Genomic DNA, 25,078 nt, shown 5'->3' with positions numbered 1-25,078 from the left:
TAGGTCAGTACAAGGGGCGGAAAATAGTGATGTTGTTGTACCGGCAGCTTGTGGCTGGTTTAAGGCTTCAGGTATTGGGCTGTGCAGGTTGCGGTGGTTTGATGGGGTGTTTTAAGCCACCCGGCTGATATGAGGAAAGCCGTAAAATGCGCTGGCGTGACAGGATGTGTCGCCAAAGTGATATCGCAAGGCGGAGTTTTGGCACCTGCCCGTTAAAGGCAGCAATGACAAGCAGCGTCGCAAGGCCCGCTTCAGCAAAAAGGCAGGGCCACATGTGCCCTGCCAAATGATGGTCTATGGTGTTTATTGTCAACCAACGAGTGGGGACGCGGTGCGCCTCTGACCCAACCCTGATCAGGCCTTGTTCCAGCCTTCGCACTGCGCGCGGTGACGCAACAGGTGGTCAGCCAGCACAATGGCGGCCATGGCTTCGCCAACCGGGACGGCCCGAATGCCCACACAGGGGTCGTGGCGGCCCTTGGTCACGACATCCACATCCTTGCCTGCGGTATCGACGCTGTGGCGCGGTTGCAGGATAGAGCTGGTCGGTTTCACAGCAAAACGGATAACAACATCTTCACCCGATGAAATGCCGCCCAATATGCCACCGGCATGGTTCGACAGGAAAACCGGTTTGCCATCTTCGCCCATGCGCATTTCATCGGCATTTTCAATGCCGGTCAGTTCGGCAGCTTCAAAACCATTGCCAATTTCAACGCCTTTGACGGCATTGATCGTCATCATTGCCTTGGCAAGGTCGGCATCAAGCTTGTCGTAAATCGGGTCGCCCAGGCCAACCGGTACGCCAGAGCAAACCACCTCGATCACGGCACCAACCGATGACCCATCCTTGCGCAAGCCATCGAGATATTTTTCAAAAACCGGCACGGCGTCGGCATCGGGGGTGAAGAAGGGGTTGTTATCAACCTCGTCCCAGTTCCAGTTGGCGCGATTGATTTCCTTGGTGCCCATTTTAACCAGGGCCCCGCGAATTTTGATGTCATCGCCCAAAATTTTGCGGGCAACGGCACCGGCGGCAACTCGCATGGCGGTTTCACGCGCCGATGAACGCCCACCGCCGCGATAATCGCGAATGCCGTATTTTTCCCAATAGGTGTAATCGGCATGGCCGGGGCGGAACTGGTTTTTGATCTCGCCATAATCCTTGGAGCGTTGATCGACATTTTCAATCAACAGGCCAATCGGTGTGCCGGTTGTTTTGCCTTCAAACACACCTGAAAGAATTTTAACCTCGTCAGGTTCGCGGCGCTGGGTGGTAAAGCGGGACTGGCCGGGTTTGCGTTTTTCCAGATATTTCTGAATGTCGGCTTCGCACAGATCAAGGCGCGGCGGCACCCCGTCCACCACGCAGCCAATGGCCGGGCCGTGGCTTTCGCCAAAGGTGGTAAAACGAAACAGAGAGCCAAAACTGTTGCCAGCCATCAGAGATATCCAGACATCAAGAGGTTAACGATTGAGACAGACAAAACGGGCCGCCCGTGGGCGACCCGGTAATGATATCGTGATCGCGATTAGGGTTTGCTGACCGTAATGTCCGGGGCATCCACCTGTTTCATGCCAACGGTATGATAGCCGCAATCGACATGATGGGTTTCGCCCGTCACACCTGTTGACAGGTCGGAGAGGAAATACAGACCCGACCGACCGACATCATCGATCGTAACATTGCGCCGCATCGGTGAATTATATTCGTTCCATTTCAGGATATAGCGGAAATCGCCAATCCCGGAAGCGGCCAGGGTCTTGATCGGCCCGGCGGAAATGGCGTTAACACGAATATTATCCGGGCCAAGGTCGTTGGCCAAATATTTGACGCTGGCTTCAAGGGCGGCCTTGGCAACCCCCATCACATTGTAATGCGGCATCACCTTTTCTGCCCCGTAATAGGACAGGGTCAGCATTGAACCACCACTGGTCATCATTTTTTCGGCGCGCTGGGCAACGGCAGTAAATGAATAGACCGAGATATTCATCGACATGGCGAAATTTTCGGGCGAGGTGTCAAGATACCGGCCCCGAAGTTCGTTTTTGTCGGAATAGCCAATGGCATGGACGATGAAGTCAATGGTGTCCCATTTTTCCTTCAGGGCCGCAAAAGCCTCATCAATGCTGGCGGGATCACTGACATCGCAGGGCAAGACAATGTCGCTGCCAATGCTTTCCGCCAGCGGGCGAACGCGCTTGCCCAGGGCATCGCCCTGATAGGTGAACGCAACTTCGCCACCCGCAGCGGCTACGGCACGGGCAATGCCCCATGCAATGGATTTATCGTTGGCGACGCCCATGATCAGGCCTCGTTTACCGGCCATCAGGCCTGAAAGGTTATCGGCGGACAGGCTCATTTTTCCTCTCGTTCAGGCGATCTCTCTCCGTATCTGGAACCGTACCCGGTTCGGGCGGGAACGTATACTGGAGACATTCAATATTATCCGCATCCTACACAAAGCCCGGCCAAAATCAATCTGGCCTGTTTTATCTTTGCATGGCACGTTATTCTGGCTTGCTTATCTCACTATAGCCGGAAATTGCACAGGATTAAGCGTTTAATGGTGAATTGGCGAAAATTGCTCGACGATCGTACCGGATTTTGGCGCTATGCGTTTATGCGGTTTTTACATGACAACTCGCCGCAACGGGCGAGTGCCTTGTCATACACCACGTTGCTGGCGATGGTTCCGTTCCTGGCAATCGCGCTGACCGTGCTTTCGGCTTTTCCGGTGTTTGATCAATGGAAAGATCAGATTTCCGGGTTGATTTTCAGCAACTTCCTGCCCGAAACCGGTTCTGAAGTCGCTGATTATTTAGCCGGTTTCTTAAAAAATACCGGCCAGATGACGGCCATTGGCACGGTGGTTCTGGGTTTCACGGCAGTGATGTTGCTTGGCTCTATCGAAACCGTGATGAACGATGTTTTTCGGGTAACAACGCCTCGCAAACTTTTGTCGCGACTGGTGGTTTTTTGGGCGTTGATTACAGTGGGGCCGTTATTGTTGGGCCTTAGTCTGTCGATGGCGTCCTATATTTTTGCCATGCGTCACATGATCGGCGGCGACGCCCTTGATGCGCAAATTGGCCAGTTGGGGTTTTTGGCCCCATTCTTTTTATCCGCCATTGCCTTTACCTTATTGTTTTTAGGAATGCCAAACCGGTCTGTCGTCATTGTTGACGGGGCCGTTGGCGGGGTGGTTGCGGCGGTTCTGTTCGAAGCCTTGAAAAAGGGTTTTGGCCTGTATGTCAGCACATTCCCGACCTATCAGACCATTTATGGTGCCGTGGCGGTGGTGCCGATTTTTCTGATCTGGATGTATTTGACCTGGATGGTCATCTTGCTGGGCGCACAGGTGGCCGCCGCACGGTCCGAATGGCGGGCAGCACGGGCCGCCGGGCTGGTGCCGGACCCGCGCGGAGGTGTCCCTGGTCATACCGAACGGTTGATTGCGGTGCTTAAGCTGCTGGAATATCTGCAGGCACGGTTTCAACTGGCCGATAAACCGCCAAGCTATCGCCGGTTATTACGCGAATTGAAAATGGGCGGGCGGGATTTGAACTGGGCGCTGGCCGCATTGCGCCGCGAAAACCTGATCGAACGCAGCGAAAAACATCGCTGGTTATTATCGGGGGATTTGTCGCGTTTAAAACTTGGTCACTTAATGACCCGGCTGGGCCTGTTTCTGGATCATGACCGGTTGTTGCTGGTTGAGGTCAATAGCGGCTGGCCCGGACGTGTGCGCGATAAATTGCTGGAGCTTGACGATACCCGTCAGGGGTTGCTTGATGTATCAATTAGCGACCTGTTTCAAAGCCCCCGCCCGGAGGACAAGGTGCCACAACCTGTCGAGGATGACGGGACTTCATCGGCACCCGTTGACATTGACCCTGATGAAATGAACCGCCAGGTCGAGTGACGGTATTTTTGCGCGCAATGCAGGGTTAAAGAAAATGCCGGTTGCATGGGCGACCGGCATTTGAATGGTATGTATTTTGGTCTGACGTGAAATGTCTTTTCAGGCAGGGTCTGACGGTGTCGGGGCAATGGCAATCAGGGTGCTGCATTTGGCATGTGCCAAAAGTGATGCACCGGTTGACCCGCCCCACCAGCGCGACAATGCGCCCTGTTCACGGTGACCAACCACAATCAGATCAGCTTTGATAACCTCGGCAACCCTGCCAATTTCGCTGGCGGGAATGCCGTTTTCCAAACGGGTTTCAACGGCCAGCCCCATGCCCTGCAACTTCGCCTTACCCTCGTTCAGGCTTTCTTGTATATCGGCAAGCATTCGGTCCGGTAAATCAGACGGAACCGCAGCTTCGGCATAAATTACCCCTATATCCGGTGCCAGCACGGCAAGAAGGCAAACTTCGGCCTGGCACATAACGGCAAGTTCAGCACCCTGTTTCAGGGCCGCACGGCCTTCTTGGCTGCCATCATAGGCAAGCAGGATTTTCTTGTACATGGTGTGGCCTTTATTGTGAAAAGCTGGTGGAAACAAAATGTTATCCCATGCCATCAGCCATGCCAAGTTCAACCATCAGGGGCAAGTCATAATATCAGAAAAACCGAATTTAGGGTTTTGAAGGGTGGCAGGATTCGTAACCTTTCCGATAACTGCCCGGATAGGTAACAGCTAGGATGTGGCTTGAAGCGTTTCTCCTTTAATGGGCAAGGGTGTTGTCAATTTTGGCCAGGGCCTGTTTTATTTCAACCCGTCGCCCGGAATCGGCAACGGGCCGGTCGGGCCGGTCAGGGGCCGCAAGGGCATGTTGAAAATAGGCGCGTGCGTCTTCATAGCGTTTGTTTTGCAATAGAAAATCGCCATAAAAATAATTGGGATCAATGCCGTCGGGGTTGATGGCCAGTGCCTTTTTCAAAAATTCCTCGGCCTTGGTGTTGCTGCCAAAGGCAAGTGGCCATCCGGGAACCTGATAATAAAGCGACCCAAGTGACGTATAAGCCGAACCGTTCAGGGCATTGGGGTTAAGTTTGATGGATTGTTCAAACAGGGCACGGGCATCGCGGACCTTGCCAAGTGCTGACAGGCCCTGATCCAACCCCGCATCGGTTGAAAGAATAATCGCTTTCCATATCATGGCTTCGGGGCTGTCTGAATATTCATGAGTCAGGGCGTCGGCCCGGGTTTCAAGCTGATGAATGGCATCAAGCTGCTGATCCTTGTCCGGGGTTTGATATTTGATGCGCGCCCAGTCATGCTGAAGTTGCGCGACGCCCGCCATAACGGGGCTGGTGGCATTGGGTGCGGCGGGGGCCGGTGTTGCCTGTGCGGCCTCTATGAACAATCCTGTCAGGGCAATACAGGAACAGGCACAGGCATAGGCGAGGCGGGCGAAACGGCTGTTCATGCCTGTTTTCTTTCATCAACATGGTTAGATGGAATGTTAGACAGGGACAGGGTCGGCGATGCCACGTCCCGGTTCGCGGCAAGAATTTCTTCGCCAGTCATCCGGTTGTTTTGCAGGCCCTTGTCGATCAGTGCTGGAAAAACGGCATTGAGGATGGCAAAGGCACGTTCGGGCCAGCCAATGCGCACGTCGGTTTCGCGCCGTTCAATGGCGCGAACAATGCGGTGTGCGATTTTATCCGGGGCGTCTTCACGGGTTTTTGTGCGCTGGTTCAGTAACCCGGCATGGCCTGTATTCATGGCTGTTTTTACGGCACGCGGTGCAATATGGGTGATGGCAATGCCATCTTGCGAAACCTCGCGGCGCAAGGCATCGCTAAACCCTTTCAGGCCTGCCTTTGCCGCCACGTAACCGGAAAAATGCGGTAGCGGAATAAACCCGGTCATCGAACCGATATTAACGATCTGGCCGCTGCCGCGCCAGCGCATCGCTGGCAGAACCGCCTGTGACAGGCGCATGGGAACCAGAAGGTTCAAAGTTAGCAAAAGCCCGTAATCCTGATCTTCGGCACGATTGAAATCGTTAATGCCAGCCATGTTGATGAGAATGTCCGGTGTGGTACCGCGCAGCATGTTGCAGGTGTTATCGACGGTTTCGTTCAGATCGCCAAGGCGGGCGCGGTCATAGACAGCAACGATTGCACCGCGTGCGCGTAACAGTTCGACAAGGGGCGCACCGATCCCGCCGGTGCCGCCGGTGATGAAAACCGTTTTATCCTTAAGCGACATCGCGTACCTCGCTTGCATGGGGAATGGCACCAAACAGGTTTGCAAACAGACGGAAAGTGTTTGTCGCCACTTCGATGATGGCCGCCTGATCTGCTGGATCAGTGATTTGGTTGACGGTTTTTTCAAAGAATTTCATATGCTCGATATCAAGCGAGCCATGTGAAAACAAATAGGTAAAGGCCGATTTGGGCAGGTCCAGTCCATTCATCACGGCATCGGCACCCATGCTGGCGATTTGGGTTGATGTGCTTTCCAGCATGAAAACCATGCCAAGAAAACCAACAGGGTTTTTGCGTGTGATGTAATCGTAATTATAGGCAACCATCACCTGTGTTTCCAGGTTGGGCGCGGCCTTGCGTGCGGCGTCCTTATCCCCGCCTGCGGCAGCAATATCATTGAGAATCCATTCCTCGTGGCCTTCTTCCTCGTCCAGATATTCAATAATTGCCTTGTGTAACCAGCGTTTTTCATCGGGAAGGCGGCTGCCCATAGCCATTAGAAACGGAACGGTATGTTTGACGTGGTGATAGGCCTCGGTCAGATAGGCAATATAGGTGGGGCGTGAAATGCGCCCTTGCAGACCATCGACAAGCTGGGGAACACGATAGAGTTCCGCGCGCGCAATTGTAGTTTGCGCAACGAGTTGGTCATAAAAATTCATTGGTGTTTCCTTGACGGCAAGAGGGGAGAGATATTGCTGAAGGATGTTTTTTCGGCGGGGGCGTCCTGTGCCGGTCAAACATTCGTTTTCAACGGTAAAGGGCGCAACGATGCGGAAATGTTTGATCCGGGCGTAATCGGGAAGGGTTTCATTGGCGCTGGCAATGCAGGCGGAAACATCGGCATGGGGGCCGGTTGGCACAATCAGGGCGCTTAGATGCGGGTCGCCGTCGCCATAAACGATGGTCTGGTAAATTCCCGGTTGTGCCAGTAAAACCGATTCAGGCCATTCAGGTGAAATATTACGGCCCATTGATGTAATCAGAACATTTTTACAACGCCCCGTAACATGGACAAATCCGTCTTCGTCCATATGGCCAAGGTCGCTGGTTAGATGGTGGTCGGGGGCTGTTTCGCCCAGATATCCCAGAAATCCCGGGTGATGAATAACAATTTCACCGTCGGTTATGCTGGCCTGAACATGCGGTAACAGGCTGCCGGTGGTACCGATCCTGTCATGGCCAGGAACATTCATTGAAACCACCGATGCACATTCAGACAGGCCGTATCCTTCATAGACCGGCAAACCAAGGTTGCGCGCCTGTTTGATGAGATGCGGGTCAACCCGTGATCCACCGATTGCCAGAAATTTAAGGTCTGGCAAGGGCCCCTGTTTGATAACCTGTAGCAGCAAGGCGCGCATCAGTTCGGGCACCATAATGGCGGATGTTGCGGCATTTTGTTTCAGCTGATGATGCAGGCTGGAATAGTTTGCGCCAAAGTCGCCTAACTGCGGCAGAACAATGGTGCAGCCCGCCATCAGGCCACTATACACCCCGGCAACATTTTCAAGCAGGATGGCAAGGGGCAGCACGCAAACATGCGTGCCGGCAAAGTCGTTTCCCAGCATGGTATGAATGGAATGGGCAACGTTTTCCATCGCCGATGCGGGCAGGCATACGCCCTTTGGCGTTCCGGTGGTGCCCGATGTAAAGGTGATTTTGGCGGTGCCCGGGGGTATAGCAGGCGATGCTGATTGCCCGGTTGCCTGTAAACCTGCCGGGCTAACCATATGTGTAATGCCTGCCCGTGCAATCGTATGGTCGATTTGCTGACGGGTAAAAAATGGCGGGATCGGCACACAGACGGTTTCTGTTTTCAGGGCTGCCAAATCCCATAAAAGCCATTCAATTGTGTTGTCCAGTGCCAGTCCAAGAACGTCTACATCAGTCAGGCGGGCGCAATAATCGTCAATCTGGCGAAGCAGGGCACCATAGGTGATTTCGTGATCGTTACTGCGCAAGGCAATATGGTTTTGGTCATGAGATTGAATAAAGGAAAACAGCATGATCAGCCTTCGCCATTGTGTTTAAGTTGAAGATGCAGGCGAGGGCGAACATGGGTGTAATGGGCGCCCAGCCGTGTTTGCAGTCGTTGATAGCCATCGGCAACCGAGCCGGACAATACGTGGGGGCAGGTGGCATAATAACGGCCCCAGCCGGTTTGGGTGTTGGTCAGGCGTGATGGGTCGGCGGTGGCATGTCGTTGGGGGTTCAGGCCCATTTTATGAAGCCGTTTTTCCAGGCTTGCAGTGCCTGTGACGATGGCGTGGGTAAAACCGTTATGATGCAGATAGGCCGACAGGGCCGCGAACAGAAATGCCGATGCGCCGGTGCCCGATGCTGCCAGATTGCCGATTTCAACAATTTGATGCCGGGCAACCCCAAGAACATCTTCGACAGGCGCGCTAAGATATTGTTCCAGAAAAATGGGACCGTGCCCGGCCGAACGAAAACCGAGAGCGGCAACGATACGCCCGGTGTCGTCACGTACGCTCATCAGGTTGCTATATTGCACCTTCAGGGCAGCGTCATATGTATCGGCATAGATATTTGCAATAAATGTTTCCACTTCCGGCCGTTCTGCCGCAAGCAGGCTCAATATCGAAATCGCACCGGCGTGCATTTGCAAATGATCAAGGAAGCCCCGCTTTTTGATTGTCATCAAGGCCGCAGGAATGCCGTTCTCGGTATAGGTCAGGTTGAGCATGTGCAGTTTGCCCCTGCATTGTGATAGGGGCAGTGTGCGAGGTTCTGCTGACAGGAACCTGAAAGAACTGTGGCAATATCAGGGAAGGTTAAAGTTCGGGGTGGGAAAGATCCGTGGGTGTGCGGGGGCCAGGTGTTTCAACACGCAAACTTATATCGCTGCTGCGTAAATGCAGGTCGCGTTGTGGGAACGGAATTTCGACACCGTTTTCCTTAAATTCATCCCAGACATGAAGCAAAACTTCACTGATGACATTGCCGCGCCCATTTTGCGGGTCGTTGATCCAGAACCGGATTTCCAGATCGACGGAATTATCGCCAAAGCCACGCAGCAAGGTATTGGGGCCGGGGCTTTGTAAAACGCGTTTGCATTTTGCCGCTGCGGCATTGCACAGGGCAATCGCCTGATGCGGGTCATTGTTATAGGAAATACCGACCGGGACTTTCAGGCGCAATTGCAGGTCCGAATGGCTCCAGTTTTCAACCTGGTTGGTGATCAGGTCCTCGTTGGGGATCAGAAATTCGGTGCCATCGCGCGTGCGCACCGCAGTGTAACGGGCCCCTAACGACTGGATCCAGCCAAAGGTATCGCCAATGGCAATAACGTCGCCGGGTTTGATCGACCGGTCCAAAAGCAGGATCAACCCGCTGATCAGATTAGCAACGATCCGTTGCAAACCAAGGCCAATGCCCACACCAACTGCACCGCCAAAAACTGCCAGTGCAGTCAAGTCGATGCCAATTGTGGACAGGGCAAAAAACACCGCAATCGATAGCAAAACGATTTTAAGCAGCTTGACCAGCAATACCTGCACCGATGGCGTTAACCGATGCACCCGGTTAATACGCTGTTCAAACAGATGCGATGCAAACGATGCCACCCACAGCAATATTGCCAGCGATAAAACGGCCTTGATCAACCCGTAGACCGATACACGGACCGACCCCAGTTGAAGGGCGATACTGTCAAGCATGTCGATGGTGGGGGTCAGCAGACCGACGATATTAAGGGCGGCGATGCTCCAAGCGACAATGGCAATGGTGCGGCCCCAAATCGGATCATTCATAAAGGCACTGGCAAGGCGGATGAAAATCCACGCATTTAGCAGGCTGGCAACCAGGCGCAACACGTTGTGGGGGTAGGATGTTTGAATGGCGATGCCATCAAGGATCCAAATGATGACCACAAAAACAAGGGGAAACGACAGACCGGGCAGAGAGGCACAAAACCGTCGTAACCCGGGGATGTGGCTTAATCCTTGCCAGTTTTGCAGCCGGGTTAACAATCGGGCAACCGGGGATGCCAGTAAAACAGCGGGAACGGCGGCAAAGGCGACGGCTGCAACCTGTAACAGGATCGGTACCAGCAATAAATTGGCTTCAATCCAGGCAGTTGCCCGTTCAAACCATGCCAGTATTCGGTCTGATTGCCAGAAATTGTCCATTCATGCCCGCCTGTTTGATCGCACGCGCCTGTTTGTTTTCCGGCGTAAGGCCGGGTTTATATGGCGCGTATTTTAATCCTGTACGGTGATCATAACATCACGGGTCAGAATTACAGCCAAAACGGTATGGAAAATATCTGCGTCTGTTTTGCCAGGGCAGGCCGGTTACACCAAAGGATGCCCGGTTAAAGGCATCCTTTGGTGTATATCGTCGGGGTAAGGTTTGGTCAGGTGTCTGATTTCATGCTGCCATGGGTGCGAAAGGCAGCATGCCAGGAAAAGGCTTCTTCGATCAGGTGGGGTGTGTGACCGCCACGGCCACAGGCCCGGCGATAATAATCGGCCAGATCATCGCGATAGGACGGGTGGGCACAATTGGCGATAATGGTTTGGGCACGTTCACGCGGGGCTAAACCACGCAAATCGGCCAAACCGGTTTCCGTGATTACGATATCGACATCGTGTTCAGTGTGGTCAACATGGCTAACCATCGGAACGATGCTGGAAATATTGCCGCCCTTGGCAATGGATTTGGTGACAAACACCGACATATGGCCGTTGCGGGCAAAATCTCCCGATCCGCCAATGCCGTTCATCATGTGCGTGCCGCCAACGTGGGTGGAATTGATATTACCGTAAATATCAAATTCCAGGGCGGTGTTGATGCAGATAAGCCCCAGCCGACGGATCACCTCGGGGTGGTTGCTGATCTCTTGCGGGCGCAGGATCAGTTTGTGTTTATACTGGCCCATATCCGCAATGACTTGCTGGTATTTGGGCTGCGACAGGGTGATTGACGACCCGGATGCGAAATCCAGTTTTTCGGCGTCAAACAGATCAAAGGTCGAGTCTTGCAATACCTCGGAATACATCTTCAGATTATGAAATGGCGTGTCGATAAAGCCATGCATCACTGCATTGGCGATGGTGCCAATTCCAGCCTGCAAGGGTTGTAATTCGTTGGTCAGGCGGCCTTTGCGCACCTCGTTACCCAAAAAATCCGCCAGATGCCCGGCAATGGCGCGGGTGTCATCATCGGGGGGCAGGATGGTGGATGAACTATCAAGCTTTTGGGTAACAACGATGGCCGCAATTTTATCGGGATCAATCGGAATAAACGGAAACCCCACCCGGCTTTCGGGCGAAACCACCGGGATTGGCTGGCGGGTCGGGCGACGTGACGGAATATAAATATCGTGCAGGCCTTCCAGCGTGTCGGATTGCGACAGGTTAATTTCGACAATTACCTTTTTTGCCAGAATGGCAAAACTGGCCGAATTGCCGACCGACGTTGTCGGAATGATGCCGCCTTCTTCGGTAATGGCGACGGCCTCGATCACTGCAATGTCGATGGCTGGAATTTGTTGTGTCCGCAGTTGTTCAACCGTTTCTGACAAATGCTGGTCAACAAACATGACTTCGCCGTTATTAATCGCCTTGCGCAGGCCCGGATCGGCCTGAAACGGAATACGGCGTGCCAGTACATGGGCGTCGGCCAGGGTTTTGTCCAGGTCATTGCCAAGCGATGCGCCGGTCATCAACGTTATTTTAAGCGGGTCGGTTTTTGCCCGTTCGGCAAGCGCCATGGGTACCGCCTTTGCCTCGCCCGCGCGGGTAAATCCGCTCATGCCAATGACCATGCCATCTTTGATCAGGCTGGCGGCTTCTTCGGCGCTAACAACACGATCCCAAAATCGCGGATGACGTATTCGCTGACGGTGCATGGAACTTCCTTTGCGAGCAGATCAATGACGATCCTTCAACACATAAATGACCAAGGGTCATGAAAGGTGTGCGAAAAATGCGGAGCTATCTGTATTTTCCGCATTGCTAATATTAAAGCGAGATCGCTATGGCGTTGATATTGATCAGATCGACCGGTTTATATTTGCCTGTATTGACCAAAACAGATTAACCGGCCCCTTAATGGAAATATCCCATATCCCATATCCCATAGGCGACAGGCAGACTTAACAAACACCCGTCAACTGTTGCATTTCTTTAATCGGGTTTGGTCACTGTGTTTTAGGGCTGGGCGATAAGGTTCTGCAGAAAGCTGTGAATTGCCCGGACGCAATCATCCAGGTTTTGCCCGGTATCGCGCCCGGAGCTTTTGCGCGGTGTAAAATCGTGGTTGCCGTCTTCAACCCAATGCATAAGCACTGCAGGTGAAAGGGAATATTTGGCGATTTCATCGGGCGAGCCAAACGGATCGCGGGTACCATGACAAATAAGTGTTGGTGTTTTTAGCGTGTGCAAATGATCTATGCGGGTTTTTTCCGGCTTGCCCGTTGGGTGAAACGGATAACCCAGGCACAGCAAGCCTTTCACAGTCATGTCATCGGCAATCATGCTGGCGATGCGTCCACCCATCGATTTACCGCCGATGACCAGCCTTTCAGGGGCGCCAATATGATTGATCAGGCTGTGAAAGGTTTCAATTAAAACCGGCGCGCGGTCTGGCGGGCGTTTTTTGCCATCGATACGGCGCTTTGCCATATAGGGAAATTCGAACCGTCCCACGCGATAGCCATGTGTCGCCAGCCTTTGTGCCATTTCAGTCATAAAGGGGCTGTCCATTGGTGCGCTGGCCCCGTGCGCCAGAATAACGGTTAGGTCGGCTGTATGCGGGCCATTCCAGATAATATTGACAGTCATGGGGCCTCTGTTTTTAAGGAACCTGCGAAAGTAAACCGGGGCGGGACAGGTGTGGGAATGTATCAATCGGCCGGGCGATAAAATAAACAGAGCCGTTACAAATATGGTGTGTAACGGCCCTGATTGATATGTTGTTTTAGGTGTTATCGCACCGAATAGGGATGGTCACGGGACCATTTTTCGATGAAATCGATCAACTCCCGGTCGCGTTTTTCCGGGAGTTTTACCGTCAGGTGAACATACTGGTCGCCGCGTTTGTCGCCTTTGTCATAGGGCGCACCTTTGCCTCGCAGGCGCATGGTGGTGCCGCTATTGGCGTTCGCGGGGATTTTCATTGAAACCTTGCCATCAATTGTTGGCACTTCGATTGACCCGCCAACAAGGGCTTCGGGCAGGGAAATGGCCAGCTCGCAATGAAGGTCATTGCCTTCGCGGCGAAATTGCTGGTCGGTATGGACATGCAGCTTGATTAAGGCGTCGCCGGCATCGCCCCCATGCATACCCGCCATACCCTGATTTTTCAGGCGCAGGGTTTGCCCGTCCTCGCTGCCGGGGGGAATGCGCACTTCTAACTGTTTGCCGCTGGCAAGATTGATGCGCTTGATTGTGCCCATCAGGGCTTCTTTTAAATCAAGGCTAAGTTCATAGGAAATATTGGGGCCTTTGACACGGGTATCGCGCTGCCCGCCAAAACCGCCGCGTGCGCCGGCACGGTTGCCAAAAATTTCGTCAAAAATATCTTCGGCATTGTGGCCGCCAAAACCGAACGGGTCGCGCCCCGCACCCGCACTGCTGCGATAGGTGCCGCCACCGGCACCCGCCCGGCCAAATGGCCCGGTGTCGCGCCCGTCGGCATCGATTTCGCCATTATCGTATTTTTTGCGGCGTTCGGCATCGCCCAGCAAATGGTATGCAGCGGAAACCTTTTTGAATTTTTCTTCAATTTTGGTGTCGTCCGGATGAAGGTCCGGATGAAGTTCACGCGCAAGTTTGCGATAGGCTTTTTTTATTTCGTCCTGCGAGGCCGTTTTGGTTACGCCAAGGATCTTGTATGGGTCCTGCATTGCCAGCCTGGTTGGAAAAAGTGAAACATGATGGGGCCGAAAACGGTGTTATCGGCACGCGGCTATTATTAGCGGGTCTTGGTTATGATCGTAAGTGTTTTTGCAATTTTTAGCCAACATATACAAAAACGGCGCAGGGCTACTGCGCTGCGCCGTTTTGCCTGTTCATGCGGTCGTTAATTAACGACTTTCCATGTGCCATCGGGCTGACGACAGGCCGTGCCATAGGCCTGCTGTTTTTCGCCGCCGATCATGACAGTCTGCTGGTATTCACGGCAATACTGGTCGTTTTCAGGTTTCTGATAGGTCCGGGTCGGGGTGATGGTGCCCGAATGGCCGCTATCGGGGTTTGACCAGGTGCTTGTCTGACCAACCGGTGCGGTTTCAAGGGTGTGCTGGGTGGTGTTTTGCATCATCGCACGGTCGGCATTGTCAAGCGACTTGCCGATTTCGCTGCCGATCATGGCACCGGCAAGTGTCCCCAATGCCACACCGACCAGCTGGCCTTTGCCTTTGCCAAACTGTGCGCCTGCAACAGCACCGCCAACAGCGCCCAAAAGGCCGCCTGCGGTCTGTTTGGTGCCCTGGTTTTCAGCGCAACCCGCCATCAAAAATGTGCCGAGCATCACGGGGATGATAAAAGAACGTGCTTTCATTATATTCATGCCTACCTTGTCTTTACTGTCCCAACCGATATGTATTTAAAAAGGCGGACTGGTCTTGTTGTATGATCCTGTCTGTCGCAAGATGCCAACCAGTTGAACCTTATACGTTGTCAAAGGACCGTTTAGCGTAATGGACGAGAAAATTACGACAAAAATTGGGCATGTCGCCCACAATGATCCATTCGATTTGTTTGATGTGTGGTTCCGTGAGGCGAAAAACAAGGAAGATACCTATCCTGACGCCATGACACTGGCGACCGCAGATGCACAGGGGCGGCCCTCTGCGCGCGTTGTGTTGCTAAAAGGGTTCGATCCCGAAGGGTTTGTTTTTTATACCAATTACGAAAGCCGCAAGGGCACGCAACTTGGTGAAAATGCCTATGCTGCATTGTGCTTTCACTGGAAAAAACTGGAACGTTGCGTGAGAATCGAAGGGCCGACTACCAGGGTGGATGAAGCCGAGTCGGATGCCTATTTTCAATCTCGCGCGCGCGGCAGCCAGATCGGGGCATGGGCGTCTGTGCAGTCGCGCCCGATGTCAGGCCGGTTTGACCTGGAAAAACGGGTGGCGGAATTTACCGCAAAATTCGGCTTTGGCAAGGTGCCTCGCCCCGATCATTGGGGCGGTTTCCGCCTGGTGCCCGACCGCATCGAGTTCTGGTCCGAAGGAACGTTTCGCCTGCATGACCGCCAGCTTTACACCCGTGACGCCGAAGGGACCGGCTGGCTGGTGGAAAAACTGTTTCCATAAACCTGGTAGCGGGTCCGGGCGTGGGCGGGGCTTTGCCCCATCCGGTGCATGGGGTTGTTATGTGGGGGCCGCTATTGCGGTTCCGCATCCGGGTTTTCAGGCGGGCAGAATGCTTCCTGTAACACAAGGATCACCTTCATTACGTTGGGGTCCTTGATTGAATAATATATTGTTTGTGCATCGCGCCGGGTTTTAACCAGCCCGTCGCGTCGCAAGCGTGCCAGATGCTGTGACAGGGCGGATTGCTTGAGCTGCAATTCACCTTCCAGTGTGCCAACAGATTTTTCTGTTGTGCCTAGCGAACATAAAATCATCAATCGCCACTGGTTGCCCAGCGATTTCAGAAATTCGGATGCCTCAAGCGCGTTGTCGTACAATTCGTTATAGTTCATTGTTTTTGGTCTTGGCCTGTAGGCTTGCAAGTGCGTTGAACGATGGTGAAACCATTTTGGAACGAGCGATAAAGTACCATAAAATGCCAACCTTTTCGCCTGTTAACAAATTTAATGTTACAGTTTTGGTGCTTTCGTCAAAATTAAAACGGAATTTGATCCAATTGTCGTGATGAGACCCGTTTTACCAGAAGCAAGCGACCCGTCATTCTTTCAAGATTGGGGCGATTGAACCAAATGGCAATATTGCCAGTAATAATTTGCCTGCGATCAGGTTGGAGCGCAGATTTGACAAATTCGAAAGTTTTGATTTCAGACAAAGACAGTGCAGATAATCGACGTGATACTGTTTTTTCAGAGGAATTTGTTCCTCGTTTGAAATTCCGGCCCGAAAGGCTGGTTAATGTGTCAGGTTCAACGCGAATGTGGAGTATTTAGACCATGGCTGTACGTACGATTTTGGCTCCGGTCGCTGGATCGGATATGGACCAGCGGGTTTTGTCGCTGGCATTTAATGTCGCCCGGCGGTTTGATGCCCATCTGGAAGTTTTGTTTGTTGCCCCTGAACCACAGGATGTTATTCCGATTGTGGGCGAGGGCATGTCGGGCCTGATCATTGAAGAAATGATGGGAGCGGCCGAGAAGGAAACCAAAAAACGCCTGGCAAATGCCGAATCTGCCTATTTTCAGGCGCGTCAGGCCGCCGGTATTGCCGAGGCCGATTTCCCGCAGGCGACATTGCAGCCAACCTGTGCGTGGCGCCGCGATGACGGGCGGGAAGATGAAACGGTTGCCCGTCGCGGTCGTTTGTTTGACCTTGTGGTGATTGGCCGTGACCCGCGCGAAGCTGCCGCGTCGCTGACATTTGATGCCTGCCTGATGGAAACCGGGCGACCATTGCTGGTGACACCCAGTGTTGTTCCTGCCGATGTTGGCGCCAAGGTTATGATTGCATGGAATGGCGGGGTCGAGTCTGCCCGGGCTGTTACGTCGTCAATGCCGCTTTTGCGGCAGGCCAGCGAGATTACCATTGTCAGTGTGGGCGAGGTGCCACATGGCCGGGCAACCGCACAGGCCCTTGCTGATCAGTTCGTTTGGCACGGGGTGAAGGCCAATGTGGATTTACGGCCCGATCAGTCCAATGTTGCGGCAGCCTTGATGGATGCGGCTGAAAAATGCGGCGCCGATAGTGTTGTTTTGGGGGCTTACAGCCATTCCCGATTTAAGGAAATGATTTTGGGCGGTGTTACCCAGGATATGCTGGCCAAGTGTTCCTTGCCCTTGTGGATAATGCATTGACGCATACGTAACCCATCTTGTTGAAATTCCATCAGAAAATCGAAATATTAGTATGATGACAGGAAAAAGGCGCAGTTTTCTGCGCCTTTTTTTGTTGCGCCTGCGAACAAAAAGGATCAGGGTTTGGGTAATTATTACAAAAAAATGTCGTGGGGCGGGCTTGCGTCCTGGAGAAATGTCTGGCGAGGGGGTTATCCCAATGTTGTCTTTGCGCGATGTAATCGATTTCGCTGCAATGTCTGAAGAACTGGCTTCTGAAATTGCGGAAACGGCACAATTACCCGATCTGGGTGCTGTTTTTGCACGTTCGCCCCACAGGGTCGTGGAAGCTGTTGTGCCCTGTGGCGCTAACGATATTGATGTCGAATAACCTGTCTTTCATCGGCAGGAAGTGACGTCAGCCTTCTTTCGACTTGCGCTTACGAAAGTCTTAAAACAGGTCAAACTGGTTGTCGGAAATCGGTGATGAAGGTGTGTGTGCCGATCCCGCCTGTGGTTCTTCGTTCCACGCCAGAAGATGGTTGGGGACGGGGTGCAACATATGCCGCACCGCAGAAAAATCCTGCTGTTGATCCAGCCATTTATGGATATGGCCGGGCCCGATAATGGCGGGCATACGGTTGTGAATATGACGGATCACAGGGGATGGCGGGCATGTGATGATCACAACGTCGTCACCGTTTTCCAGCCCGGCAAACAGAAACGGCGCATGGTTTGGCAGGGTGATATGGTTTTTATAACGATTTTGCCCATTCTTGCGCCATTCAAACCAGCCGGTGGCCGGTATCAGGCAGCGCCGTTGCAATAACGGGCGAAATGTTCGTTTTTGCGCCAGCGTTTCGGCACGGGCATTAATAAGCAGGCCTTTTGCAGCCTGGCTTTTTGCCATATTGGCGGCACCGTCGTGGCGGGCTAAACCCCATTTTCGCAGCGATAGGGACCATGCCGGTATAATGACGGCGATCGGGTCTGTTGGGCGCTTGATTCCCGATAATCCATTAAATCCGCTATTCTCAAGATTATCGCCTGTCTCATTGCTTGCGCCATCTTCACTTATGTCTGTGGCAGATTTGTCCTGTGCCGTCTTTTGCGGGGCCTTTGGGTTTGTTTGATCAACATGATTTTTATGGTCCGCCGATTTAGCCGATGGGGCCGGATCATCATTATGTTTGATGCGGTTTTGCCGTGTCGCGGGCGACAAGGGCAAGGGACGTTGCCGTATCATTTCGGCCATATCCAATGCCAGTCGGGCCTGAAATGCCCGAATGTCGGTATTTAAATCAAACCGGCTGCACATGACTTTTGCCTTTTCCCCTGGCGGGCTGGTAGCGTTTGCTGTTTAACCGGCCTATATCAACAAGGTACATCAAAGTCAGCAATTCGCGGGTGGGTTATGGTTTTATTCCGATGCCAGACTACCATCGAAGAATGCTCTGTAAAATATCGGGCTGAAACCCCCAACGGGTGTCTTCATTCTGTTGGGCCTGAGTGATATAAACGGCGGTCAGTATCGCCACCAGCAAGGAAGCCATTTATGAGCAACGCCGCCGCCCCGAAAACCGTTGTTCTTACCGGGGCCAGCCGTGGGATTGGCCATGTGACCGTTGGTTATTTTGCCCAGCGTGGCTGGCGGGTTATTTGTTGTTCGCGCGAGGCACCACCGCCCAGCTGTCCGCGGGACCCATCTCAAGGCATTCACATTCGTGCCGATCTGTCCAAACCCGAAGATGTCGAAAGTTTTATTGCCCAGGCAAATGATGTGCTGGGCGATGACCCGTTACATGCCCTGGTCAATAATGCCGGGGTGTCGCCCAAAACACCCTACAAGGAACGCCTTGGTTGCCTGAATGGTGACCTTGACGGGTGGCGCGATGTTTTTGAAATTAACTTTTTCACCCCGTTAATGCTGGCACGTGGTTTTGCATCTGCTCTTCACCGGGGGAAAGGGGCCATTTGCAATATCACCTCGATTGCGGGGCATTATGTGCATCCTTTTGCCGGATCGGCCTATTCAACATCAAAGGCGGCTTTGTCCGGCCTGACGCGCGAAATGGCTGTTGAATTTGCCGAACTTGGCGTGCGGGTTAATGCTGTTGCGCCTGGCGAAATTAAAACGGCTATGATTTCGCCGGAATACGAAGCCCTGGTGCCGCGTATTCCCATGAACCGCATGGGAACGCCGGAAGATGTGGCCGCGGCGGTGCATTATCTGGTCGGTGACGAGTCAAGTTATGTCACTGGCACCGAGATATTTGTAACCGGCGGACAGCATCTTTACTGATTTTGCCAACCAGATAACAAAGAACCCCGGTTTGATTAAACCGGGGTTCTTTGGCATATATCGACTGCCATTTTGCAATCGGCGATAACGTGTTGCTTTATTTTCCGGGCTGATTACGCAACTTTTCGGCTTCGGCGTAAAATTTCTTTTCCCATTCCTTATGGTTATCCAGCCCTTCTTTCAGGAACGGCGTGAAAATGGCCAGACTCATCAGGATTTTATGAACAAGGCGGGCCGGAAATTTTAACGGCTTTTCAAAGTCCACAAACAGCACAACCCGGGTTTTATCGGTGTGATTCCACGCCTCGTGTTCATAGGCGTCATCAAAAATCAGAACCTTGCCTTCCTGCCAGTGGCATATCTGTTGGTCAACACGAATGGCAAGTTTGTCGGCAGGGTCGGGAACAATCAGGCCCAGATGCATCCGTAAAACGCCATTATAGGGGCCGCGATGCGGCGGCAAATGCTTGCCCGGTTCAAAGATTGAAAACATCGCGGTTGTCAGACCCGGGATTTTATTCACAATGCGCCACGTTTCCGGGCAGGTCCTGATTGCCTGTTCCGATTTTATACCAAAGCCCAGAATGAAAAATGTTTTCCAATGTGCATCGGTCGAAATCGTTTTGACGTCGGTTGAAATATCCTGAAACGACGGCAGGTCACTTTGGCGTTGTAAAACCTGCTCCAGTTCCTTGCGAATGGCAGGCCATTCTTTTTCAACTTCGGCAGCCCATGGAAAGGTCGCATTGTCGTAAACGGGCGGATTTCCCAGTTTGGCGTATTTATAATTAAGGCGTTCGGCCCATGAAACAATTGCCATAAAAAACCGGGTGATTCGGCTTGGCCTCTCCATGGGATTGATCCCGTCTGTACCGAAATTTTGTGTGGGCTCGTAAGAGTTTTCTTGTTGTATCGTTGTATCGGAATTGGACAAGTTTACACTCTTTCAAAAACAGGCACAAAGCAGGTGAGTTGCCATTACGCCATGAAATCACGGCAATATTTTGCAAAAAAATGACTTTAGCGCCACTTTTGTTTGCGGTCAAATATGCTGATAATTTGTATTTCACAACGTCGGAACCAGCACAGGTTGATTGCAACTTTGGTAATGAAGGGCCGGATTGGATTTTGGGCCAGCGTGAAGGCGGATTAATCGGCTAGTTCAAGCCGCATTTAAATTGACAACGCCCTTGGAAGGGGCAGTTGGCTGGATTGTTATTGATCATTACGGGGGAAAGGCGGCGTGATCGGGGATTTTCCCCTGTATTTTAGCAATAATCAACACAGCCGATGGTTGATTTGCAGCGTTTTTCCATAACAAGTTGTTTGGCGCCGTCGCAGTGCGGGGCTTTATAACATGCCTGTATGATCCCCCCGCAAGGGCCGAGACGTCGCCGGGCTGTTCAGGACGAAGATACATTTTCCGGGGCAATTAACGTGGTCAGCCACGCGTGTTTTTGGCGCAAACGGGAAATTTCCATATCGATCCAGCCAACAAAGGCACCCACATCATCGGCATGTTGTTCGCGCAGGACAAGCATCCGGTCCAGTTCAAGTTCGCAAACATCTTGCAGAATTTCAATTTGGTCGCGGCGGGTTTCATCATCCAGCAAATGCAGAAATCGCATTTTAAGGGCCATGACCAAACGTGACAGCTCGCCCGATGTATCGCGCAGGGTGCCTTGCATTAATTCATCAAACTTTTGCCGCCCGGCATTGGTAAGGGATAGTTCACCTTCACCCTTGCCACCTGCACCACATGTTTCACGCACCAGCCCTTCAAGTTTCAAAAGCTGAAGCGAAGACCCCATCATGTCGAGCGACGGCCCCATGATATGGGCCGTGAAATGGCGCACCAGATTGGCCAGATCAGCATAACTGATCGGTTTGTCCGACAGGGCCAAAGTTCCAAGTGCGCAGAGGCGAAGACATTCTTTGGGCAGCAAGGTTCTATCCGTATACATGGCGGTTCCCGATCCATTACAGGTTCCGACGTTAACGCGAACGGTTCTTAATTGCAAGTATATTGAGGGACTGCAATTATTTTCCACCATCAGAATATAGAGCCAAGATGCGCAATTGCAAACAGGACAAAGCGGCAAAGGGTCTGACAACAAAATGTGCCGGGGATTGTTGCGTTGTCCGTTCTTAAACCCGGGCAGATGAAAGGGGGGATGACCATGGCGCAGGCAAACAAAACCCCGCCATAGGGGCGGGGTTTGAAACTGTTATGTGCACACAGTTTGTGACAAAGCCGTTATGGGGTCAGGCGGCCTTTTGAATGCCCAACTGGCCCCAGACGGTCAGCAATGAATTGATCAGATGGTCGATCAATTCATCATTATGCAGGGGGCCAGGGGTAAAGCGCAGGCGTTCTGTGCCGCGCGGCACTGTCGGATAGTTGATTGGCTGCACATAAATGTCGTGATCATAGAGTAGGCGGTCGCTGGCTTCCTTGCACATCGCCGCATCCCCCACCATCAGCGGTACAATATGGCTGGGGGCATCCATCACCGGCAGGCCGGCATCGCGCATGCGCTGGCGCAGGGTTTCGGCGCGTTCTTTTTGCGCTTCGCGTTCAACATTGCTTTCTTTTAAATGACGAATGCTGGCGAGGGCACCTGCGGCAATGCTGGGCGGATGGGAACTGGTAAAGATAAAGCCATTGCCAAAGCTGCGCACGAAATCGACGATTTCGGTTTTACCGGCAATGTAACCACCAATAACACCAAATGCCTTGGCAAGCGTCCCCTGAACAATATCAACCCGGTCCATTACACCGTCGCGTTCGGCAACACCGCCGCCATGCGGGCCATACATGCCAACGGCATGAACTTCGTCAAGATAGGACAGGGCATTGTATTTTTCGCACAGGTCAAGAATTTCGCTGATCGGTGCGATATCACCATCCATCGAATAAACCGATTCAAAGGCGACAATCTTGGCGCGGTTAGGGCCAAGGTCAGCCAGAATCTGTTCGAGATGCTCAACGTCATTATGTTTCCAGATGCGGCGCTCTGCCTTGGAGTGGCGCATGCCTTCGATCATGGAATTGTGGTTGAACGCATCGGAAATAATCACACAATCGGGCAGTTTGGTGCCCAATGTGGAAAGGGTCGTCCAGTTGGCGACATAACCTGATGTCATCAGAAGGGCCGCTTCCTTGCCGTGCAGATCGGCAAGTTCTTCTTCGAGTGCGACATGGACATGGTTGGAGCCGGAAATATTGCGCGTGCCACCGGCACCGCCACCCTGTCCGGTAATTTCGGCCTGCATGGCTTCAAGAACCTTGGGGTGCTGCCCCATGCCAAGATAGTCGTTTGAACACCACACTGTAATTTTGCGCGGGTCCTCACCATTTCCGGTATGAAGCCAGGCACGCGGAAATTCACCGACGATGCGCTCAAGATTGGCGAATACACGATAACGGCCTTCAGCCTTAAGGCCACCAAGCGCGTCTTTGAAGAAGTTGTTATAATTCATCTTTGCATCTTTCGCCTGTCGCTTCACGGTTTGTGTGCGGTACAACCCGCGAAGGTCCTTATCTATCCCGTTGATCGTTTTGATCTGGCGGGAACAGCATTTCCGGGCGCGTCCTGTCCGGGGGTGTGGTGCGGTTATTGACCATTTATTGGTCCACCGCATTGACCCGCATCAAATTTTTAAGCGATTCCAGTCTCACCACGAACCATGCTGGCAGAAAGGCGTTCCATCCTGTTATGTGTCGATCTCGCCCCTGGTACCAATTTGGCGGTAATGGCCGGGTTTGGCAAGCCCAACTGCCGTAATTTTGCCCACATGGCACACATGCATGGTTTAAATGGCAAGAAATATGCGAAACCGTGACTGTTTCAACACGGTTATGTGATGAAAATCAATTATCTGGCAGGCAGTTCTGGTGCAAATTCCCACGGTTTTCGCCCCGATGAGTTGCGAAATATCCGATGGCAGAGTCGCCGCAACGCACCATGAAACATCGTTTCTAAATTATTGGTCCGTTGCCTGGCAGGTATGAATGCCCGGGGCCTGAGCGATATGCAAGGCCCCGGGAAAGATCGAGTCTGCGCCGGGCAGGGTGATAGCCGTTAAATTGCCTGTTGCCACTGGGTCAGGGCGGCTTCTATGCCGTCAAACATGGTATCAATTTGCGCATCGGTAATGATTAATGGCGGGCACATGGCAACGCTGTCGCCCATTGCGCGCAGGATAACCCCGTGTTGCAGGCAAAGCTCGGCAACGGCCTTTCCTGCCCAACCGGTTGGGGTAAAGGGTGTTTTGGCACATTTGTCAGCCACCAGTTCAAAGGCACCAATCAGGCCCTTGCCCCGGGTTTCACCAACATTTTCAAATTTGTTCAGATCGCGCAGGCGTTGCTGAAAATGCCCCATAACACTGCGAACATGATCAATAATGCCATCGTCTTCGTAAATTTTAAGGGTTTCAAGGGCGACGGCAGCGGCAACCGGATGGCCGGAATAGGTAAAACCATGCCCGAATACGCCAACTTCATCCGCCCCTTTTTTCAGAGCCTGATAAATTTTTTCATTGATGAACAGCGCTGAAATCGGCTGATAGGCCGATGAAAGCTGCTTTGCCACCGTGATCATATCGGGTTTAAGGCGGAAAGTTTCGGTGGCAAACATGCGCCCGGTACGGCCAAAACCACAAATCACCTCGTCGGCAATAAACAGAATGTCGTAGCGGTCCAGCACTTCCTGAATTTTTTCAAAATAGGTGCGTGGCGGTACAACCACCCCGCCAGCCCCCATGATCGGTTCGGCGATAAAGGCGGCTACTGTTTCGGGGCCTTCGGCCTGAATCAGGTCTTCCAGTGATTCGGCCATACGGGTGGCAAAATCTTCTTCGGTTTCATAGGGCTGGGCTTCGCGCCAGAAATGCGGGGTTTCGGTGTGCAAAATGCGATCAATTGGCAAATCGAACAGTTTATGATTGCCCGGCAGCCCGGTTAGCGATGCCGAAGCCACCGTTACCCCGTGATAGCCGCGCTTGCGCGAAATGATTTTCTTCTTTTCCGGGCGGCCAATGGCATTGTGATAATACCACACCATTTTTATCGCACTGTCGGTGGCCTCGGACCCGGAATTGGCGAAAAATATTTTCGACATCGGCACCGGGGCCAGTTCAAGCAGTTTTGCCGCCAGATCAATGGTCGGGTCGGTGCTGCGCGAGGCAAAGTTATGGTAAAATGGCATGGTTTCCAGCTGTTTTGTTGCCGCAGCCACCAGCCGTTTTTCGCTAAAGCCCAGCGATGCACACCAAAGACCAGCCATACCTTCGATATAGTCGCGGCCATTATCGTCGCTCACATAAATACCGTTGCCTTTGGTAATGATCAGCGGGCCGGTTTTTTCGTGCGCGGTAAAATTGGTGTAAGGGTGCAAAACACTGGCAACATCGCGGCTGGCAGCAGAATTTCCCAACGAACTGCCTGTGGTTTCCGGGGAGGTATCTGTGGTGGTGGACATGGTGAACCTCGTAAATCGGGTAAGGATGTTTGTCGCGACTTTATCGGCTTGTTTCGCAAGGGGGAATCATTTCTTGCATCAGGGATGCAAATGCGGCGACGGGGCACTGCGACAAGGGGATCAACAAACCGAAAAAAGGCTGGAAGGTGCAATTTTGCGCGC

The 25,078-nt window shown here is 52.7% G+C and carries 23 protein-coding genes; 5 read left to right on the top strand and 18 right to left on the bottom strand.

The genetic code is table 11. From position 1 onward, the window contains the following. Positions 1–354 precede the first annotated feature (354 nt). Positions 355–1,443: a chorismate synthase gene (gene aroC, locus J4E05_RS04350; RefSeq protein ID WP_349592698.1), complete on the bottom strand. Its 1,089-nt coding sequence runs from the start codon at positions 1,441–1,443 to the stop codon at positions 355–357. Positions 1,444–1,532: 89 nt separating this feature from the next. After that, a complete protein-coding gene (gene fabI / locus J4E05_RS04345; RefSeq protein ID WP_085590729.1) occupies positions 1,533–2,363 on the bottom strand; it encodes an enoyl-ACP reductase FabI in 831 nt (276 codons plus the stop codon). Positions 2,364–2,567: 204 nt separating this feature from the next. Between fabI and J4E05_RS04340 the strand changes: the two genes are divergently transcribed. Beyond that, positions 2,568–3,926, top strand: a complete 1,359-nt coding sequence (locus J4E05_RS04340; protein ID WP_085590727.1) for a YihY family inner membrane protein — start codon at positions 2,568–2,570, stop codon at positions 3,924–3,926. Between the two features lie 99 nt (positions 3,927–4,025). Here J4E05_RS04340 and J4E05_RS04335 read toward each other — a convergent pair whose 3' ends face one another. From J4E05_RS04335 to J4E05_RS04290, 10 genes are all read right to left on the bottom strand, one after another. Beyond that, positions 4,026–4,475, bottom strand: a complete 450-nt coding sequence (locus J4E05_RS04335) for a universal stress protein (RefSeq protein ID WP_085590757.1) — start codon at positions 4,473–4,475, stop codon at positions 4,026–4,028. 199 nt (positions 4,476–4,674) lie between these two features. Continuing rightward, the gene (locus J4E05_RS04330; RefSeq protein WP_349592694.1) at positions 4,675–5,379 is read right to left on the bottom strand and encodes a tetratricopeptide repeat protein; all 705 of its coding nucleotides are present in this window, start codon (positions 5,377–5,379) and stop codon (positions 4,675–4,677) included. Continuing rightward, positions 5,376–6,167: an SDR family NAD(P)-dependent oxidoreductase gene (locus J4E05_RS04325; protein ID WP_349592691.1), complete on the bottom strand. Its 792-nt coding sequence runs from the start codon at positions 6,165–6,167 to the stop codon at positions 5,376–5,378. Before J4E05_RS04325 ends, J4E05_RS04330 begins: the two co-directional genes overlap by 4 nt. Then, positions 6,157–8,175, bottom strand: coding sequence for an AMP-binding protein (locus J4E05_RS04320; RefSeq protein WP_349592688.1), 2,019 nt, complete (start codon positions 8,173–8,175; stop codon positions 6,157–6,159). The genes J4E05_RS04325 and J4E05_RS04320 overlap by 11 nt, the downstream gene beginning before the upstream one ends. Before the next feature lie 2 nt (positions 8,176–8,177). Then, positions 8,178–8,876, bottom strand: coding sequence for a thermostable hemolysin (locus J4E05_RS04315; RefSeq protein ID WP_349592686.1), 699 nt, complete (start codon positions 8,874–8,876; stop codon positions 8,178–8,180). An 88-nt stretch (positions 8,877–8,964) separates the two neighbouring features. Further along, positions 8,965–10,320, bottom strand: a complete 1,356-nt coding sequence (locus J4E05_RS04310; RefSeq protein ID WP_349592683.1) for a mechanosensitive ion channel family protein — start codon at positions 10,318–10,320, stop codon at positions 8,965–8,967. A 227-nt stretch (positions 10,321–10,547) separates the two neighbouring features. After that, a complete protein-coding gene (gene scpC / locus J4E05_RS04305; protein WP_349592681.1) occupies positions 10,548–12,044 on the bottom strand; it encodes a succinyl-CoA:acetate CoA-transferase ScpC in 1,497 nt (498 codons plus the stop codon). A 301-nt stretch (positions 12,045–12,345) separates the two neighbouring features. Then, on the bottom strand, positions 12,346–12,978 hold the full coding sequence (locus J4E05_RS04300; RefSeq protein ID WP_349592679.1) for an alpha/beta family hydrolase: 633 nt from the start codon (positions 12,976–12,978) through the stop codon (positions 12,346–12,348). Positions 12,979–13,121: 143 nt separating this feature from the next. Then, positions 13,122–14,042 carry a DnaJ C-terminal domain-containing protein gene (locus tag J4E05_RS04295; protein WP_349592677.1) on the bottom strand — a complete coding sequence of 307 codons (921 nt, stop codon included), beginning with the start codon at positions 14,040–14,042 and terminating at the stop codon, positions 13,122–13,124. Between the two features lie 176 nt (positions 14,043–14,218). Continuing rightward, positions 14,219–14,698 (bottom strand): RT0821/Lpp0805 family surface protein, encoded by a 480-nt coding sequence (locus tag J4E05_RS04290; protein ID WP_085590710.1) that lies wholly within the window; start codon positions 14,696–14,698, stop codon positions 14,219–14,221. A gap of 139 nt (positions 14,699–14,837) precedes the next feature. Here J4E05_RS04290 and pdxH point away from each other — a divergent pair, with 139 nt between their 5' ends. Next, a complete protein-coding gene (gene pdxH, locus J4E05_RS04285; RefSeq protein ID WP_085590708.1) occupies positions 14,838–15,458 on the top strand; it encodes a pyridoxamine 5'-phosphate oxidase in 621 nt (206 codons plus the stop codon). A 71-nt stretch (positions 15,459–15,529) separates the two neighbouring features. Here pdxH and J4E05_RS04280 read toward each other — a convergent pair whose 3' ends face one another. Next, positions 15,530–15,850, bottom strand: a complete 321-nt coding sequence (locus J4E05_RS04280; RefSeq protein WP_085590706.1) for an ArsR/SmtB family transcription factor — start codon at positions 15,848–15,850, stop codon at positions 15,530–15,532. Positions 15,851–16,291: 441 nt separating this feature from the next. On the opposite strand from J4E05_RS04280, the gene J4E05_RS04275 reads away from it, so the two are divergent. Both J4E05_RS04275 and J4E05_RS04270 read left to right on the top strand, forming a co-directional pair. Continuing rightward, positions 16,292–17,149: a universal stress protein gene (locus J4E05_RS04275; protein WP_349592674.1), complete on the top strand. Its 858-nt coding sequence runs from the start codon at positions 16,292–16,294 to the stop codon at positions 17,147–17,149. A 52-nt stretch (positions 17,150–17,201) separates the two neighbouring features. Further along, positions 17,202–17,519: a hypothetical protein gene (locus tag J4E05_RS04270; protein WP_349592672.1), complete on the top strand. Its 318-nt coding sequence runs from the start codon at positions 17,202–17,204 to the stop codon at positions 17,517–17,519. A 60-nt stretch (positions 17,520–17,579) separates the two neighbouring features. On the opposite strand, the gene J4E05_RS04265 is transcribed toward J4E05_RS04270, so the two are convergent. Next, entirely contained in the window at positions 17,580–18,446 is an 867-nt protein-coding gene (locus J4E05_RS04265) for an SOS response-associated peptidase (RefSeq protein ID WP_349592670.1), read from the bottom strand. A 237-nt stretch (positions 18,447–18,683) separates the two neighbouring features. On the opposite strand from J4E05_RS04265, the gene J4E05_RS04260 reads away from it, so the two are divergent. Continuing rightward, on the top strand, positions 18,684–19,430 hold the full coding sequence (locus tag J4E05_RS04260; protein WP_349592668.1) for an SDR family NAD(P)-dependent oxidoreductase: 747 nt from the start codon (positions 18,684–18,686) through the stop codon (positions 19,428–19,430). Between the two features lie 97 nt (positions 19,431–19,527). On the opposite strand, the gene olsC is transcribed toward J4E05_RS04260, so the two are convergent. The 4 genes from olsC to J4E05_RS04240 form a co-directional block, all read right to left on the bottom strand. Further along, positions 19,528–20,364 carry an ornithine lipid ester-linked acyl 2-hydroxylase OlsC gene (olsC, locus tag J4E05_RS04255; protein WP_503012322.1) on the bottom strand — a complete coding sequence of 279 codons (837 nt, stop codon included), beginning with the start codon at positions 20,362–20,364 and terminating at the stop codon, positions 19,528–19,530. A gap of 469 nt (positions 20,365–20,833) precedes the next feature. After that, positions 20,834–21,394 (bottom strand): hypothetical protein, encoded by a 561-nt coding sequence (locus J4E05_RS04250; RefSeq protein ID WP_349592663.1) that lies wholly within the window; start codon positions 21,392–21,394, stop codon positions 20,834–20,836. Positions 21,395–21,695: 301 nt separating this feature from the next. Continuing rightward, positions 21,696–22,913, bottom strand: coding sequence for a 5-aminolevulinate synthase (hemA, locus tag J4E05_RS04245; protein WP_085590691.1), 1,218 nt, complete (start codon positions 22,911–22,913; stop codon positions 21,696–21,698). Positions 22,914–23,515: 602 nt separating this feature from the next. Beyond that, entirely contained in the window at positions 23,516–24,916 is a 1,401-nt protein-coding gene (locus J4E05_RS04240) for an aspartate aminotransferase family protein (RefSeq protein WP_349592660.1), read from the bottom strand. Positions 24,917–25,078: the final 162 nt, after the last annotated feature.

It is taken from the genome of Thalassospira sp. NFXS8, assembly GCF_040148805.1.
In the GTDB taxonomy this organism is placed as follows: domain Bacteria; phylum Pseudomonadota; class Alphaproteobacteria; order Rhodospirillales; family Thalassospiraceae; genus Thalassospira.
Note: the sequence above shows the minus strand (reverse complement) of the source record. Positions and strands in the feature narration are given on the sequence as shown.

Coding starts and splice junctions, on each gene's coding strand:
- J4E05_RS04265 (WP_349592670.1), bottom strand. CDS start 18,446: ATGTGCAGCCGGTTTGATTTAAATACCGACATTCGGGCATTTCAGGCC.
- J4E05_RS04270 (WP_349592672.1), top strand. CDS start 17,202: ATGATGACAGGAAAAAGGCGCAGTTTTCTGCGCCTTTTTTTGTTGCGC.
- J4E05_RS04260 (WP_349592668.1), top strand. CDS start 18,684: ATGAGCAACGCCGCCGCCCCGAAAACCGTTGTTCTTACCGGGGCCAGC.
- aroC (WP_349592698.1), bottom strand. CDS start 1,443: ATGGCTGGCAACAGTTTTGGCTCTCTGTTTCGTTTTACCACCTTTGGC.
- J4E05_RS04295 (WP_349592677.1), bottom strand. CDS start 14,042: ATGCAGGACCCATACAAGATCCTTGGCGTAACCAAAACGGCCTCGCAG.
- J4E05_RS04240 (WP_349592660.1), bottom strand. CDS start 24,916: ATGTCCACCACCACAGATACCTCCCCGGAAACCACAGGCAGTTCGTTG.
- J4E05_RS04275 (WP_349592674.1), top strand. CDS start 16,292: ATGGCTGTACGTACGATTTTGGCTCCGGTCGCTGGATCGGATATGGAC.
- J4E05_RS04340 (WP_085590727.1), top strand. CDS start 2,568: ATGGTGAATTGGCGAAAATTGCTCGACGATCGTACCGGATTTTGGCGC.
- J4E05_RS04290 (WP_085590710.1), bottom strand. CDS start 14,698: ATGAAAGCACGTTCTTTTATCATCCCCGTGATGCTCGGCACATTTTTG.
- J4E05_RS04320 (WP_349592688.1), bottom strand. CDS start 8,175: ATGCTGTTTTCCTTTATTCAATCTCATGACCAAAACCATATTGCCTTG.
- J4E05_RS04280 (WP_085590706.1), bottom strand. CDS start 15,850: ATGAACTATAACGAATTGTACGACAACGCGCTTGAGGCATCCGAATTT.
- J4E05_RS04315 (WP_349592686.1), bottom strand. CDS start 8,876: ATGCTCAACCTGACCTATACCGAGAACGGCATTCCTGCGGCCTTGATG.
- J4E05_RS04300 (WP_349592679.1), bottom strand. CDS start 12,978: ATGACTGTCAATATTATCTGGAATGGCCCGCATACAGCCGACCTAACC.
- J4E05_RS04325 (WP_349592691.1), bottom strand. CDS start 6,167: ATGTCGCTTAAGGATAAAACGGTTTTCATCACCGGCGGCACCGGCGGG.
- fabI (WP_085590729.1), bottom strand. CDS start 2,363: ATGAGCCTGTCCGCCGATAACCTTTCAGGCCTGATGGCCGGTAAACGA.
- J4E05_RS04335 (WP_085590757.1), bottom strand. CDS start 4,475: ATGTACAAGAAAATCCTGCTTGCCTATGATGGCAGCCAAGAAGGCCGT.
- J4E05_RS04330 (WP_349592694.1), bottom strand. CDS start 5,379: ATGAACAGCCGTTTCGCCCGCCTCGCCTATGCCTGTGCCTGTTCCTGT.
- pdxH (WP_085590708.1), top strand. CDS start 14,838: ATGGACGAGAAAATTACGACAAAAATTGGGCATGTCGCCCACAATGAT.
- scpC (WP_349592681.1), bottom strand. CDS start 12,044: ATGCACCGTCAGCGAATACGTCATCCGCGATTTTGGGATCGTGTTGTT.
- hemA (WP_085590691.1), bottom strand. CDS start 22,913: ATGAATTATAACAACTTCTTCAAAGACGCGCTTGGTGGCCTTAAGGCT.
- J4E05_RS04310 (WP_349592683.1), bottom strand. CDS start 10,320: ATGGACAATTTCTGGCAATCAGACCGAATACTGGCATGGTTTGAACGG.
- J4E05_RS04250 (WP_349592663.1), bottom strand. CDS start 21,394: ATGTATACGGATAGAACCTTGCTGCCCAAAGAATGTCTTCGCCTCTGC.